Origin of the sequence: Lysinibacillus sp. NPDC056220 (genome assembly GCF_049315265.1) — a bacterium.
GTDB lineage: Bacteria > Bacillota > Bacilli > Bacillales_A > Planococcaceae > Lysinibacillus > Lysinibacillus pinottii.
The window spans coordinates 112,177-126,022 of record NZ_JBMOXD010000006.1; the positions used below are offsets into that span (position 1 = coordinate 112,177).

A 13,846-nucleotide genomic window follows, 5' to 3' on the forward strand; every position below is an offset into this window, starting at 1 on the left:
GAAGGGATTTCTCATTAGAGAAGTCCCTTTTGTGCATGTAACAACCTCGGTAAAATTTATAAGAAGTGCATAACTATTGATTAACTTGGAAACCATCAGAAATAAGAGGAGGTATTTTTATGAAAAAAACAAGCTTAATTAGCCTTTCTTTATTAGTTTTAGTGGGTGGTTGTGGTTTCTTTGATAAGAAAGAAGAAAAAGTACAAGTAAATGCGTCATCCCCCTTAACAGCTACTGCAAAAGTAATTGGTGCAAATAACGAAAGCTATGGGAATGCGTATTTTCAGGAAGAAGATAATGGTGTTATGATGACACTGGCATTAACAGGACTACCCCCAGGTACACATGGAATTCATATTCATGAAGTAGGGAAGTGTGAGCCCCCTAAATTTGAATCGGCTGGTTCGCACTTTAATCCGACCAAGAAAGAGCATGGTAAGTTAAATCCCAATGGTTATCATTTAGGGGATTTACCAAATCTAGAGGTTGGTGACGATGGCAATGTCGATTTAAACTTCTTAGCAGAAGGGCTAACACTACAAAAAGATCAGCCAAATTCTTTGTTAGACAGTGATGGTAGTTCCATCGTTATTCATGAGTCAGCAGATGATTATAAAACAGATCCAGCAGGTAATTCAGGGGCAAGAATTGCTTGTGGTGTCATTCAATAGAAGAAATATGTAAAAAACTGTATCCACTATTGGATGCAGTTTTTTGATTTCATCATTCATATACAGTTTTAATACATAAGGGGAGAGTCTTGAACTTAGAAATTAAAGGTTTTTTATAGATAAAAATAGGTTAATTAAATAATAAACTGCTGATGAATATCAATGAAGTTTATAAAGGGGTGCATAAACATAAAATTCAGAATTTACTATAAACTAATTGACATAATAATACTAAATTTGATAATTTTAAGTAGATTGCCTTTACTATTATACAGAGGGGGAAAATACTATGAAAAAGACACAATTTAAATGGTTGCTATTATTAAGTGCGTTTGCACTAATGATTTTAGCTGCATGTGGGTCAGATGGGGGAAGTGGCTCTAAGGATACGAACGAGAACGCTTCGGAGTCATCTGAAAAGCCCAAATTTTTAAGCTTATTAACTGGTGGAACACAAGGTACTTACTATGCACTTGGCGGTACATTTGCTGATTTAATTACGACAGAAACGGATATCAAAACAACTGCTGAGGTGTCTCAGGCATCTGCTGCTAATATGACTGCTTTGCAAGAAGGTAAAGGCGAAATTGCATTTGTTCAAACGGATATTGCTTACTATGCTACGGAAGGAAAGTTAATGTTCGATGGAAAGAAAATTGATACAATTTCAGCTTTAGGTGCTCTTTATCCTGAAACAGTACAATTAGTTACTACAGAAGCAACAGGCATTAAGACTTATGCGGATTTAAAAGGGAAAAAAGTGTCTGTAGGGGCACCTGGTTCAGGTACTTATGCGAATGCCGAGCAATTACTGGAGATTCACGGCTTAACGATGGATGATATCAAAGCTCAAAATTTAGATTTTGGGGAGTCAACAGATGGTCTTCAATCAGGCCAAATTGATGCGGCATTTATTACTGCAGGTACGCCAACAGGTGCAGTTGAAGCGTTAAATGCTACAACGAAAGTAAATATTGTTGGTGTAGATGCAGGTAAAGCAGATGAATTAATTGCTAAATATCCTTATTATGCAAAGGATACAGTAAAAGCAGGGACTTATGGAATTGCAGAAGATACAGAAACAGTTTCAGTTCTTGCTATGTTAGCCGTGAAAAAGGAACTACCAGAGGATGTTGTCTATGCTATGACAAAAGCTATCTATGATAATACTGATAAAATCTCTCATGATAAAGGTAGATTTATCAAAGCTGAAACAGGTTTAGATGGAATTAGTATTGACATTCATCCAGGCGCTCAAAAGTACTTTGATGAGAAAAAATAGACAAAACGATTACTAAAATATGAAGGGGGCTCGGATTGCGTAAAGCTTCGAGTCTTTTTCCTACTATACGGTGAAGTATAGGCGAGTAGCTTTTAAAGTGGGGAGAAGGATGAAATGCAACAGGGGAAAGTTAGTATTACAGTAGTTTTAGTAATCTTCTGCTTAATTATTGTAGTTATTCTTCCATTTCAAAAGGTATTCAGCTTTACAGAAACGCGCATGGCAAATCCGAGAGTGCACTACATACCAATTACTGAAAGTGAAAAATTTCAAATTAGATATACCCACTCCATACATAATTCAGATGTATACGAATCCTATCAATATGTTAAGGGAAATCGTATTCAGATGATAGAGATGGAATATGAAGATTTAGCAATAGGTATGCCAGGCTATGCCGAGGAGGGCCAAACGTTTATAGAAAGGGACGGCAAATACGTTCTTCAATTTGATGACCATCGTGAAATTGACAATTTTACCATTTTAATTGGCGATTTGGGTTTAGACCTGGTATTCAACTACGAAGACGTGGAATATGATTTAAAAAAAGATTTACAAAGGGGAAAATCCTATTTATTTGAAATCAGGCACCTATCACTATACGAACAGTGGAAAGGAGTAAGAATGAAATGACAACACAGGAAAAAGCAAAGAAAGAAAGAGTAGAAGAATTCGAGCAAATTTCTGCTGAAGAGCAACAAGCTATATTAGAAAAATATGATATTGAATCCAACGTAAGAGCTGTAACAGGTATTATGAGGCATGTCATTTTCTATGGTCTTTTAGCATTCTCTTTGTTTCAACTTTATACAGCCATTTTCGGGCAATTCCCAGCACAAATTCAACGTACCATCCATTTAGGCTTTGGTTTGACACTTATTTTTCTACTATTTCCTGCTCGTAAAAAAGCACCAAAGTACAAAATTGCATGGTTTGATTATTTATTGGCTTTGCTTTCAGTGGGAGTAGGGTCGTACTGGTCTTTAAACTATACTGAGCTTGTGAATCGCAATGGCTCCATCACACAAATGGATTTTATTGTAGGTCTTATCGCTGTTGTATTAGTGCTTGAAGCCGCTCGTCGTGCCGTTGGGATACCAATTACGATTATTGCAGCTTGTTTCTTAATTTATGCTTACTATGGTCCATATTTTCCGGCATTTATGGCACATAGAGGACAGGATTTAGAGAGTATTGTAAACCTTATGTATTTTACAACAGATGGAATTTTTGGCACACCGATTAGTGTGTCAGCCACTTTTATATTTGTATTTTTACTCTTTGGAGCTTTTCTAGTAAAAACGGGGGTCGGTCAGTACTTTAATGATCTAGCCGTTTCATTGGCAGGTAAATTAATAGGAGGCCCAGCAAAAGTAGCAGTCTTTTCAAGTGCACTACAAGGTACTATTTCGGGAAGCTCTGTAGCCAATGTCGTAACATCAGGCTCCTATACGATTCCAATGATGAAAAAACTAGGCTATCGTAAAGAATTTGCAGGTGCAGTTGAAGCGGCAGCGTCAACGGGTGGTCAGCTAATGCCACCAATTATGGGGGCAGCGGCTTTCCTAATGGTAGAGTTTATTGGTCGTGGCATTACCTATTGGGATATAGCAAAAGCGGCAGCTATTCCAGCACTTCTATATTTTACAGGTATTTGGATTATGACGCACTTTGAAGCAAAACGAGTTGGTTTAAAAGGTCTTAGAGATGATCAAATGCCAAACCGAAAAGAAGTTTTTAAGAAAATTTATCTTCTATTACCGATTATTGCGATTATCGTGCTAATGTTGACGGGGACACCTGTTATGCATGCAGCGTTGTACGGAATCATTATTTCGATTGGGGTTGCAATGTTTAATAAGGAGACACGGCTTAAACCGATGGATGTGATAGATGCATTGGTGGAAGGCGCTCGTACTGCGTTAGGTGTAGTGGCAGCAACAGCTTGTGCAGGAATTATTGTAGGGGTTGTTGTCAAAACAGGGCTTGGTTTAAGTCTAGCCAATAGTTTAGTAGCTTTGGCTGGTGGTAGTATTATTTTGACATTAATTTTCGTGATGATTGCCTCCCTTATACTTGGTATGGGTGCACCAACTACCGCAAATTATGTGATTACATCCACAATTGCAGCTCCAGCCATTGTAGCATTATTATCACCTAACACACCGCAAGAGTTAGTGCCAGTAGTTGTATTACTATCGGCTCACTTCTTTGTGTTCTACTTTGGAATTATTGCAGATATTACACCACCTGTAGCTTTAGCCGCCTTTGCAGCCTCAGGGATTTCAGGTGGGGATCCTATTAAAACAGGAGTTAATTCAGCCAAGCTTGCTATTGCGGCATTTATTATACCGTATATGATTGTCTTTTCACCGTCTTTACTAATGATTGATACGACAGTACCACAGATAATATGGGTTGTATTTACTGCTATTACAGGAATGGTTGCCATCGGTTCGGGTGTTATTGGGTATTGGTACCGTAAACTGTATTGGTTTGAAAGAATAGTAGGGATAGCCACTGGTCTATTACTTATTTATCCAGAGAAATTCTCGGACTGGGTAGGTTTAGGCATCTTTGTTATCATGTTTGTAATTCAAGTATTATCAAATAAAAAAGGCAGTGATAATGATCATACGAATGGAAAAACAGGTGTGACAATATCGTAAATTTTTGATTTTATACAATATACATCTGCTCTATTAATAGCTGGCTAACAAATTTCTGTCAGCTATTAATGAGCAAATTTTTGATTTTATTGTAATTTGTTGGAAATTATAATGTGTTGATTGTTCTAAAATAGAGATTGGTTTTATATTTTTAATGCATAATGAGTATAATTTATTGCATTTTATCGAAATCCTATTGTATAATTCTTTTATCAGAAAATTCAATTAAATAAAAGAGGGGTGCTACAATGGGTAAATTGTTAAATTCAAAATTTGAGACATACCTAATGGATCAAGAATATGATCTAATGGAAGAGGAAGAAAAAAATGAGGAGCCATTAGCGATGGTGCAATATGAGGAATATCCTGAAGGGTTTTTTACAAGTTTATAATGAATACATGATGGGCTATGTTGAAAGAGATAACAACTTTTAACATAGCCTATTTATTTATGTCTTAGGCAGTTTTAAATAGCATATAAATTTATTAAGCTTTTTCATATTAATGGGTCTTACTGCGTATATACTTTTATAAAAAGGATTCATGTATAATGTAAAGCAAAAATGCGTATAGAGGTGTCGTTATGTCAAAAGCTATAACATTAGAAGAAACAATGTATCAATGGTTCGAGCATTTTCACAATTATCCAGAAGTGAGCTGGAAGGAGTTCGAGACAACAAAAAAATTAGCGTCAATATTAGAAGAATTAAATGTTTCTTATCGTCTGCTGGGGGATGTCCCGGGATTAATTGCAGAAATTGGAGCAGGTGAAGAAGTTGTTGCGGTGCGTGCTGATATTGATGCTTTGTGGCAAGAAGTGGATGGGGAATGGCAGGCGAATCATTCTTGTGGTCATGATGCTAATATGACCATGGTGCTTGGGGCATTATTACTACTTAAAGATCAACCATTGCAACATCGTGTCCGTTTTATTTTCCAGCCTGCCGAGGAATTAGGGAATGGTGCATGTGCTGCTTTTGATCGAGGAGCGGTTGATGGGGTATCACATTTATTTGGTGTACATTTAAGACCTATTGAAGAACTACCTCTCGGTAAAGTTTCACCAGCTATTCATCATGGTGCTGCCTATTTTCTAGAAGGGGCTATTCAGGGGATTGATGCACATGGGGCGAGACCACATCAAGGTAAAAATGCCATTGATGTCATTATGGCTGTCCAACAAATGTTAAACAGTATTCATCTATCGCCTTTTGAGCCACATTCTGCAAAGTTAACAAAAATTATTGCTGATGGAGGTAGTACAAATATCATTCCAGGAAATGCTAGTTTCTCGATGGACATTCGAGCACAGCATAATCACCAACTTGAATTACTTCGTAGCAAAATTGAGTCTGGTTTAAAAGCAATTCAGCAGCAGTTTGAAATAGATATGGATTGGAAGTGGGTTGATTTCACACCAGGTGCGGAAGTTTCAGCAATTGCTGCAAAAATGGCGAAAGAGGCAATTGTTGAAACATTGGGCGAACAATATTTAGCAGATGAAATAACGACCCCAGGTAGTGACGATTTCCATTTTTATACGGTAAAGAAGCCAGAATTAAAAGCGGCAATGATTGGCATTGGGGCAAACTTAACACCAGGATTACATCACCCTAAAATGACATTTGATCGTAGTGCCTTAATTGATGCTGCTAAAGTACTTGCTTGCGTATTAGAAAAAAAACCTGAATAAAAAAATATTTTTTTAGCTATGTGAAAAATGCAATGATTTTTTCATATAGCTTTTTTTGCATGGGAATTCCCTGAAATGCATGGATATTCAAGGGTTTTTCGAGGCTTCTTATTGCTACTTGAAAGCGTTTTATTGCCCTAAAACAAAGAGATTTGCTAGAGAGGCATAATTTTTTTGCGTTGACTTTTAATTTTTTGAATATTAAGCTAAAAAACGTAAAAAATTATTTGCGTCTTTGAAAAACCGAAAAGGGATTTGGTGCAAAAAAAGGGGATGGAAGAATGAAAAAGGATATTAATGCGGGCTGGGCACTACTAACTTTTGCAGTTATGATCATTACTATGTTGATTACAGTAGTTGTTTTAGAGCAAAGTCCTCACGTACCTCTTCTTGTTGGCACAACTGTAGCAGCAATTGTTGCCAAAATGCATGGATACAAATGGTCTGAAATTGAAGAAATGATGTATAAGGGGATACGTTTGGCATTACCTGCCATTGTCATTATTATTTTAGTAGGTTTGACAATTGGAGCATGGATTGGCGGCGGAGTCGTAGCAACGATGATTTTCTATGGCTTAAAATTAATATCTCCAGCGTGGTTTTTAGTAACGATTATGCTGTTATGTTCAATCGTGTCACTAGCTATTGGTAGTTCGTGGTCGACAATGGCGACAATCGGTGTCGCAGGCATGGGTATTGGTTTAAGTATGGGTATTCCAGCGGCTATGATCGCCGGGGCAGTTATTTCAGGTTCTTACTTTGGTGATAAAATGTCACCATTATCAGATACAACGAATCTGGCAGCTGGTTTAACAGGTACTAATTTATTTGAACATATTAAGCATATGCTTTATACAACGATTCCAGCGTTAATTATTTCACTGGTTGTTTTCGGATTTTTGGGTAGAAAATTTGCAGATGTTTCGATGAAATCGGAAGAAATCTTAACAACGTTAAAAGTAATGGATGAAAGCTTTGTTATCTCTCCTTTACTCTTACTTGTACCAGTGGGTGTTATTGTTTTAGTAGCTAAAAAAGTTCCAGCAATTCCAGCTTTAATTATTGGGATTGTATCCGGCTTCTTACTACAGATTTTTGTACAGGGTGGTTCAGCTGCAAGTGCTGTACAAGCATTACAAGCTGGATTTGAAATCTCGACAGGTAATCACATGGTAGATGAATTATTTAACCGTGGTGGTTTAGATTCTATGATGAATACGGTTTCAATGACCATTGTAGCGATGACATTCGGTGGGATTCTAGAGTATTCAGGCATGTTGAAAGCTCTGATGAATGTAATTGTGAAGTTTGCTAAATCTACAGGTAGTCTTATTGCTTCGACAATTGCAGCGTGTGTCACAACGAATGCAACGTGCTCAGAGCAATACATTTCAATTGTAGTCCCTTCACGTATGTTTGCAGGTGTCTATCAGCAACGAGGCCTACATTCTAAAAATCTATCTCGTGCTTTAGAAGATGGGGGAACATTAACATCTGTTTTCTTCCCATGGAATACTTGTGGTGTGTTTATTTTAGCGACATTGGGTGTAGGCGCTATGGAGTATGCACCATATGCTATTCTTAATTTCATGGTACCTATTATTTCCATTATTTATGGATACATTGGATTTGCTATTGTTAAATTAACACCAGAAGAAATAGCAGAAGCAGAGAAACGTAAAAAGGAACAAGAGATGGAAAACACTGATAATATGGTAATGGTTGATTAATCATAAGAATTCTCGTAGATGCTCAGCATTTACGAGAATTCCTTTTATATAGTTGGTTAATAGGTGGCGAAATTTAATTCATAAATGGTGCGAGGTCTACCTTGTTGATGTGTCATTTCTTCGCCAACGACCTTTGCATAACCTTGATCTACTAATTTTTTAATAATACGCTCAGTTGTACGTCTAGTAACCTGTAGATATTCTGAAAGATTCTGCGATGTAAATTGTGCAGATTGCCTTTCATGACTAAAATTGATGATTTTAGAGATATTTAATGGACTTAAGTTTGTCAGTTTGGCCATTTGTAATACATAAGGATCATCTGTTTTTAAAGATAATTTACCTTCTGATTTTGGAAAGGGACCCAATAGATTTTTATGTTCATCTAGTATATAAATTTCAAACGGTTTTGAAAATGTTAAGGCATGCTGGGCATTTTGGGTGGCTTCTAAAATAGAGTGTCCATACCCGAAGGCTAGTTTAAATGGTATTTCTATTTGTTTAATTAGCTCTTCTAAAGCTTCCTTTTCGAGTGCATTTTGTAAATGTCCAGCAGTTGTATAGAGCTCAAAGGTATGCGATGAAATTTGTTTATACGTTGAAAAGGTAGCCTTCGCAATTTGATTTAAAATAGCTGAATCGATGAAAGAATCAGTAGGAGTCTCAAAAAATCCAACTACGGCCTTAAATGATTCGGATTTTGTTAACAGCGATTTGGTTTTGGTTTCTTCGAGACATTGAATAATCGAATTCGTGGCATCTATCATGCGCATGGCAGGTATTTTCTGTGCTTGTAATGTATCAAAAACACTGTGGATACTTGTAATTACGAAATCTATAGTTTTGGTATTCCACAACGCAATGTGACGCTTTAATATATGTTCTGTTGGTTCTGTAATAGAAATATGTTGAATATGTGGCTTCGGACCCATATATTCAATTTCTGCTAGAACATTATCTACAAATGCTGGATTCATTACATCAATCGAAATTCTATTGATTGGTACAGCATGTTTAGCTACTAGTGATAATAGAGTTGTAGAGATAGTTGTTTCATCTTGTTTAATGTAATTCCAAGGTATTGGTAGTTCCGAGAGGAGAGATTGAGCATGTAAAAAGGGTAATGTTCCTCCGAATAAAAGAGCATCACAGGGTTTAATTTGCTTCATTAAAGCTGGCGCCTCAGAGGGGTGACTGTAAAGATAAAATTCTAATTGAATATTGTCTATATTTTGTGCGATACTAATAATACGCTTCATAAATGCTTGAGAACAAATAATCGCTATTTTCGTAGACATGGGCATCGTTCCTTTTCTATTTTTTTAAATATTTAGCGACATATTAGCGACATATATAACAACGAAGGAGACTGATTATTATGAAAATCCAACAAGTAGAAATTTATGCTATACATTTACCGCTAATTGATCCGTTTATCATTAGTTATGCTACATATGATACAATGCCTTCTATTATTTTAAAAGTAACAACTGATACTGGTATTGTGGGGTATGGAGAAGCGGTTCCTGATGAACATGTTACAGGTGAAACTTGGGAAAGCACATATGCTGTGCTTCAACATCATCTTGCACCTGCTATTATTGGTGAAGATCCGTTGGCCTTTGAAAAATTGCACGATAAAATGAATAAGGTTGTGAAAGATGTTCCGGCAGCAAAAGCAGCTATTGATATTGCTTGCTTTGATATAGCTGGAAAAGCATTGGGGGTTCCTGTGTATCAGCTTTTAGGTGGGCGTTATCATGAAAAATTCCCTATCACACATGTGTTAAGTATTGGAACGCCCGAGGCAATGGCTGAAGAGGCTGCTAAGCGTGTAGAAATGGGGTACCGTTCATTTAAAATGAAGGTAGGTACAGAGGTAACCCGTGATGTTGCTCGTATTAAAGCAGTAAGAAAGCAAGTGGGTGAAGATATCGCCATCCGAGTAGATGTCAACCAAGGGTGGGGAAATGCTGCAACTACTTTACAGGGTTTACGTGCGATGAAGGAATTAAATATTGATTGGTTAGAGCAACCTGTTGATAGTGAAGATATCGATGGAATGGTAGAGATTAAGTCGAAATCTGATGTACCTCTAATGATCGATGAGGGAATTCGTGGAGTACGTGAGATGCGTGAAATCATCGCCAAGCGTGCTGCAGATAAAGTAAATATAAAATTAATGAAATGCGGCGGCATCTATCCTGCCATGAAACTAGCAGTTATGGCAGAAATGGCAGGTATTGAATGTCAAGTTGGTTCCATGGTTGAATCCTCAGTTGGCTCTGCAGCAGGTTTCCATGTAGCATTTTCTAAGAAAATTATGACAAGTGTTGAATTGACAGGACCATTGAAGTTCTCGAAAGACGTGGGTAATCTTCGTTATGATGTTCCTTTTATCTGTTTAAATGAACAACCGGGACTGGGTATTGACGTAGATGAAGCTGTTATGAAGGAATTATGCAAATTTTCAACTGTTGTCACAGCCTAAGGAGGCGAAACATGGAAAAAATATATGAAGGTATGCTAGGGGAGACTCCATTCTTTGTCACAGAGTTAACAATTCAACATTTACAACAAATCGAGGACTTGCAGGTGGAGGTTTATGAAGCTTTAGCTGACAAGAGCATCTTGCAGCCTTTGAGCACCGAGGAATTCGAATATATTTTAAATGGTCAAGGTATGATGATAGGTGCTTACACAGGAGAGAAATTGATTGCCTTCCGTGCCCTATTAAATCCTCCTATTGATGAGGAGCATCTTGGGTATGATTGTGGAATTCCTGAAAACGAATTTAATCGAGTTTTATATCAGGAGATTTCCAATGTGTCACCAAAATACCGTGGCTATGGTCTACAAAAAACATTAGCAACAGTAGTGATGAGTAACATCGATGTGGAAAAATACGATTACGTTTGTTCAACGGTTAAGCCATTTAATATTCCAAGCTTAAAGGATAAGTTCTCTCAAGACCTCGTTATTAAAGGATTAAAAATTAAATATGTAGATAAACTACGCTATATATTCTATAAGGATTTACGTCAAGAGCTCCCTTTATTGACAGAACAACAAGTGATTAACATGGGAGATACAACGGCTCAACAGCAGCTTTTAAAGCAGGGCTTTATTGGTACGTCTATGTATGAGGAAAATAATGATTGGTTGGTAGTATACGAAAAATAACATAAAAAGCCTTATCTTTCACATGTATTGGTGGAAGGTAAGGCTTTTTCGTCGTGCTATTATTTCTTCATTGGACAAAATCCGCATGCCATTAATCCCGGTATATCTTTCGAAAAACAACAAGATTTACGGACAGGAACATTTACTAAATTTGTTGGACTTAGACCACCTGTATATTGTGCCCACCAAGATTTATTGGAGAAGTGCGCCCATGTTTTAGGGTCCTCCAATATCTCTATATCCTCCATAGCTTGATCAGCTAAGCCGGGATTTGAAAGTAAAATATGATAATGCCATAGTAAATAGCCAAAGAAATTTTCCCATATAGTAAGAGGGGAGATTGAAGTCACTTTTCGAAGTTGTTGTACAATCACATGACCGTCGTATAGGATTTTCTCAATGACCGTCTGACGTTCATCCTCTTCAACATAGCGCCAATCATTTGGATTAACAAACATAGCGACTGTAAAGCTGTTGAATTCCTTGGCAGCATCGAAGCGTAATTCAATTGGCTTGCCAGCCCACACCTCGTCATAAGCGGCGAGCATATAAAGCTGCATAGCAAAAAACATCCCATAGCGACGTGCGAAGTGAGAAATTGCGGCAGTCTCCGTAGCGGCGTCTGTGATACCCATCATGAGATTTAAAAAATCGGGATGGTAAAAGTCTTTATGTATATCAGCTAAAGTAAATAACGTTCGTTTTGGTTCTGTTGTATAAATACTATAGGAATTTAATTGTTGAACTTGATCCATCGTTAAAGCTGGCATGATGATCCCCTTTTCTTAAGAGCTTTCTTAATACAATTATAAAGTAATCATTTTTGCTTCACAAATGGAATGCCATATAGTAAAATACATTAAACATATAAGAAAGGTGGGTTTTAGAATGTCATTGCCTCATGCGATTCCAAGACCACTGGTACGACTTAATCAATGGACGATTCTATTAAGTGTGTTTGTCACATGGATAACAGGAGCCATATGGGTTTTAGCCATCCCATTGGTTGCGAATTTAATGGGAGTATTCTGTAACTATAATCCTATTATTCGTTTTGGGAGGTTGTTTCTTAAAAAAGCTCCATCTACCTATATACCAGAGGATGCGCAGCAACAAAAATTTAATGCCAGTATAGCTAGCTTTTGTTTATCTGGTGGCTTGTTAGGCTATCTATTAAATTGGCAGGTAGTAGGTCATATCTTTACGGCAATGGTAGCGATAGCTTCTTCCATTGCTATAGCTGGTTTCTGTATAGGCTGTTTTTTATATTTTCAACTGAAGCAATGGCAGTATCGCCGCTCGTTAAAAAAATCTTTTTAAAAAAATTATTAGATTATTGTTGACAATTTAATTGATAATGATTATCATTATCGTATAAAGATTATTCCTCCACTACAATACAGTGTAGAGAGGATGAACTTTAGCTACTTTTCTCCAGAAGTTTGCTAGTTCATGATTACGCTCCTAAAACCCCCCTCATTTTTTGGGAACGTGAAAATCTCAGACGACTCTTTCTATTATAGAATGGAGTCGTCTTTTTTTATCTTTTATTTTAATACAGCTACGGAGCTGTTAGGCAGAAGGCGTTTGTTGGACCGACCTTTTTTTTCCTAGAATCATTGTGTAATAACTGTGCAGTAGCATTCCGACAATAATGACGCCTAGACCTGCGAGAGCAATTGAGTTAGGGAATGGTATACCTAATAGTATTACTTCACCAATAATGACAAAAAGAATTTCTGTTGACTGTGTCGCTTCAACAGCAGCTAGTTTGCCCTGATGATCTCTCACACGATCTGTTGCAATGAAAAATAAAATAGTTGCAATGACGCCTGAACTAATACCAACAAGTAATGATTGGAATAACTGGCTTGTGGAGGGAAGGCCGACTGTGAACAGGGCATAAATAGCCATGATAATCCATGCTGGCATCGATGCGATTGTCATACCAAGAACGCGTTGGAAGGTATCAATACGCCCTCCACAGACGTGCATCATTTTTCGATTGCCGAGAGGATAAGCAAATGCAGCGACGATGACAGGTAAAATTCCAAGCATTAAACTTTTAAACGAAACTGATTGTGCCTGAGGTATTTGGATTAGTAAAATACCTACTAATATGACGCAAGAGATTAGAAGTGAAATGAAGGGTATTTTTTGACGTACTTTTCTCTCTGCAATAACGGTCATAAAGAGTGGAGCTAATAATACACCAGCAACAATGGTAAATTGCCAAGTGCCAGAAACCAGCCAGCCTGGACCAAATGCTGCTGCATAAGTTAACGGTGCATAGAATAAAACAAATCCTACAAAGCTCCAAAGAAGCCAAGCTGTAGGTTGTGCTTTTATTTCGCTAGATAATTGTGAAAAGCCTTTGCGATAAAACACAATGATAAGTAAAAAGGGTAGCATAAAAAAATACCGTAATGATGCACTCCATAGCCAGCTACCTCCTTGCATTTCCATGGCATGATTTAAAATAAATGTTACAGCAAAGAAAAGGGAAGCTACTATGCCTATAGCAATTTCTTTCATAATGATCACCTCGATTTGACTCATAATTCAAATTATTTATGTAATTAGAATATTCAGTAATTAATAGTGAGAAAATGACGAAG

13 protein-coding genes are annotated in these 13,846 nt (G+C 37.1%); 10 read left to right on the forward strand and 3 right to left on the reverse strand.

The genetic code is table 11. From position 1 onward, the window contains the following. The first annotated feature begins 119 nt into the window (after nucleotides 1–119). The 7 genes from ACOZBY_RS17735 to nhaC all read left to right on the forward strand — a co-directional run bounded on the left by ACOZBY_RS17735 (nucleotide 120) and on the right by nhaC (nucleotide 8,045). Nucleotides 120–671 carry a superoxide dismutase family protein gene (locus ACOZBY_RS17735; protein WP_012292584.1) on the forward strand — a complete coding sequence of 184 codons (552 nt, stop codon included), beginning with the start codon at nucleotides 120–122 and terminating at the stop codon, nucleotides 669–671. 289 nt (nucleotides 672–960) lie between these two features. Further along, complete coding sequence (locus ACOZBY_RS17740) at nucleotides 961–1,953, forward strand: TAXI family TRAP transporter solute-binding subunit (protein ID WP_031418354.1); 993 nt, start codon at nucleotides 961–963, stop codon at nucleotides 1,951–1,953. 114 nt (nucleotides 1,954–2,067) lie between these two features. Then, the gene (locus tag ACOZBY_RS17745) at nucleotides 2,068–2,586 is read left to right on the forward strand and encodes a DUF1850 domain-containing protein (RefSeq protein ID WP_207889594.1); all 519 of its coding nucleotides are present in this window, start codon (nucleotides 2,068–2,070) and stop codon (nucleotides 2,584–2,586) included. Further along, nucleotides 2,583–4,622, forward strand: coding sequence for a TRAP transporter permease (locus ACOZBY_RS17750; protein WP_012292588.1), 2,040 nt, complete (start codon nucleotides 2,583–2,585; stop codon nucleotides 4,620–4,622). Before ACOZBY_RS17745 ends, ACOZBY_RS17750 begins: the two co-directional genes overlap by 4 nt. Before the next feature lie 248 nt (nucleotides 4,623–4,870). Then, entirely contained in the window at nucleotides 4,871–5,014 is a 144-nt protein-coding gene (locus ACOZBY_RS17755) for a hypothetical protein (RefSeq protein WP_422762584.1), read from the forward strand. Nucleotides 5,015–5,205: 191 nt separating this feature from the next. Further along, a complete protein-coding gene (locus ACOZBY_RS17760) occupies nucleotides 5,206–6,315 on the forward strand; it encodes an amidohydrolase (RefSeq protein ID WP_031418358.1) in 1,110 nt (369 codons plus the stop codon). Nucleotides 6,316–6,596: 281 nt separating this feature from the next. Beyond that, a complete protein-coding gene (nhaC, locus tag ACOZBY_RS17765; protein WP_012292591.1) occupies nucleotides 6,597–8,045 on the forward strand; it encodes a Na+/H+ antiporter NhaC in 1,449 nt (482 codons plus the stop codon). A 56-nt stretch (nucleotides 8,046–8,101) separates the two neighbouring features. Here nhaC and ACOZBY_RS17770 read toward each other — a convergent pair whose 3' ends face one another. Beyond that, nucleotides 8,102–9,343 (reverse strand): hypothetical protein, encoded by a 1,242-nt coding sequence (locus tag ACOZBY_RS17770; protein WP_031418359.1) that lies wholly within the window; start codon nucleotides 9,341–9,343, stop codon nucleotides 8,102–8,104. An 80-nt stretch (nucleotides 9,344–9,423) separates the two neighbouring features. On the opposite strand from ACOZBY_RS17770, the gene ACOZBY_RS17775 reads away from it, so the two are divergent. Both ACOZBY_RS17775 and ACOZBY_RS17780 read left to right on the forward strand, forming a co-directional pair. Beyond that, nucleotides 9,424–10,536: a mandelate racemase/muconate lactonizing enzyme family protein gene (locus tag ACOZBY_RS17775; RefSeq protein WP_198695280.1), complete on the forward strand. Its 1,113-nt coding sequence runs from the start codon at nucleotides 9,424–9,426 to the stop codon at nucleotides 10,534–10,536. An 11-nt stretch (nucleotides 10,537–10,547) separates the two neighbouring features. Further along, nucleotides 10,548–11,228 (forward strand): GNAT family N-acetyltransferase, encoded by a 681-nt coding sequence (locus ACOZBY_RS17780; RefSeq protein ID WP_422762585.1) that lies wholly within the window; start codon nucleotides 10,548–10,550, stop codon nucleotides 11,226–11,228. 59 nt (nucleotides 11,229–11,287) lie between these two features. On the opposite strand, the gene ACOZBY_RS17785 is transcribed toward ACOZBY_RS17780, so the two are convergent. Then, a complete protein-coding gene (locus ACOZBY_RS17785; protein ID WP_422762586.1) occupies nucleotides 11,288–11,998 on the reverse strand; it encodes a Fe-S oxidoreductase in 711 nt (236 codons plus the stop codon). A gap of 118 nt (nucleotides 11,999–12,116) precedes the next feature. Here ACOZBY_RS17785 and ACOZBY_RS17790 point away from each other — a divergent pair, with 118 nt between their 5' ends. After that, nucleotides 12,117–12,548 (forward strand): DUF4395 domain-containing protein, encoded by a 432-nt coding sequence (locus ACOZBY_RS17790; RefSeq protein ID WP_036166686.1) that lies wholly within the window; start codon nucleotides 12,117–12,119, stop codon nucleotides 12,546–12,548. Between the two features lie 252 nt (nucleotides 12,549–12,800). Here the strand turns inward: ACOZBY_RS17790 and ACOZBY_RS17795 are convergent, their stop codons facing one another. Further along, nucleotides 12,801–13,763, reverse strand: coding sequence for a multidrug resistance efflux transporter family protein (locus ACOZBY_RS17795; RefSeq protein ID WP_031418364.1), 963 nt, complete (start codon nucleotides 13,761–13,763; stop codon nucleotides 12,801–12,803). Nucleotides 13,764–13,846: the final 83 nt, after the last annotated feature.

Coding starts and splice junctions, on each gene's coding strand:
- ACOZBY_RS17740 (WP_031418354.1), top strand. CDS start 961: ATGAAAAAGACACAATTTAAATGGTTGCTATTATTAAGTGCGTTTGCA.
- ACOZBY_RS17745 (WP_207889594.1), top strand. CDS start 2,068: ATGCAACAGGGGAAAGTTAGTATTACAGTAGTTTTAGTAATCTTCTGC.
- ACOZBY_RS17790 (WP_036166686.1), top strand. CDS start 12,117: ATGTCATTGCCTCATGCGATTCCAAGACCACTGGTACGACTTAATCAA.
- ACOZBY_RS17750 (WP_012292588.1), top strand. CDS start 2,583: ATGACAACACAGGAAAAAGCAAAGAAAGAAAGAGTAGAAGAATTCGAG.
- ACOZBY_RS17775 (WP_198695280.1), top strand. CDS start 9,424: ATGAAAATCCAACAAGTAGAAATTTATGCTATACATTTACCGCTAATT.
- ACOZBY_RS17795 (WP_031418364.1), bottom strand. CDS start 13,763: ATGAAAGAAATTGCTATAGGCATAGTAGCTTCCCTTTTCTTTGCTGTA.
- ACOZBY_RS17760 (WP_031418358.1), top strand. CDS start 5,206: ATGTCAAAAGCTATAACATTAGAAGAAACAATGTATCAATGGTTCGAG.
- ACOZBY_RS17785 (WP_422762586.1), bottom strand. CDS start 11,998: ATGCCAGCTTTAACGATGGATCAAGTTCAACAATTAAATTCCTATAGT.
- ACOZBY_RS17780 (WP_422762585.1), top strand. CDS start 10,548: ATGGAAAAAATATATGAAGGTATGCTAGGGGAGACTCCATTCTTTGTC.
- ACOZBY_RS17755 (WP_422762584.1), top strand. CDS start 4,871: ATGGGTAAATTGTTAAATTCAAAATTTGAGACATACCTAATGGATCAA.
- nhaC (WP_012292591.1), top strand. CDS start 6,597: ATGAAAAAGGATATTAATGCGGGCTGGGCACTACTAACTTTTGCAGTT.
- ACOZBY_RS17770 (WP_031418359.1), bottom strand. CDS start 9,343: ATGTCTACGAAAATAGCGATTATTTGTTCTCAAGCATTTATGAAGCGT.
- ACOZBY_RS17735 (WP_012292584.1), top strand. CDS start 120: ATGAAAAAAACAAGCTTAATTAGCCTTTCTTTATTAGTTTTAGTGGGT.